The following is a 505-nucleotide window of genomic DNA, read 5'->3' as shown; positions in this document are numbered from 1 at the left end:
CGAGCGCCGCGGCGTCGATCTCGGTGCCGGCGCGGCCGCTCGACAGCACGGTGACGCCGCTCGATCGCGGCAGCGCCTCGCGCAGCGCCTGGAAATCCAGCCTGCCGCCCTCGAGCGACAGATCCGACCACCGCAATCCCGGTTCGGCCTCGGCGCCCAGCACCATGTCGATGCCGCCGCTCCACGGATCCGCGTCGACGAGCAGTGCGTCCGGGGCCACGTGCGACAGCGCCGCCGCGAACAGCGTCGCGCCGGCTCCGCCGCGGCCTGCCATCACTGCGATCGCCGTTCCGCGCCGGGCATCGCCGCGCCGCGATTCTGCGGCGTCGGCGAGTTCGGCGATCAGCGCCCGATCCTGGCCCGGCAGCGTGAGCACGTGCTGCGCCCCGACGGCGATGGCGGCCTGCCAGTCGCCGGCCTGCGGTTCGGCGCGCCCGACCAGGACGACCCGGCCTCGGCGTGGCAGTGTGCGCTGCGCGCATCGGAAGGCGCTCGGCGTGTCGAG

Annotated in this window: 1 protein-coding gene; it reads right to left on the bottom strand. The window is 75.6% G+C overall.

Features of this window, described 5'->3' with window-relative positions; translation table 11 throughout:
• Positions 1–505: septum site-determining protein Ssd (gene ssd, locus Q2100_RS31635; protein WP_328518150.1), on the bottom strand; the 505-nt coding region annotated here is incomplete at both ends.

Origin of the sequence: Mycolicibacterium arseniciresistens, assembly GCF_030519285.1 — a bacterium.
In the GTDB taxonomy this organism is placed as follows: domain Bacteria; phylum Actinomycetota; class Actinomycetes; order Mycobacteriales; family Mycobacteriaceae; genus Mycobacterium; species Mycobacterium arseniciresistens.
The sequence above is the reverse complement of the archived record's forward strand: the minus strand, read 5'-3'. Positions and strand labels throughout refer to the sequence as shown.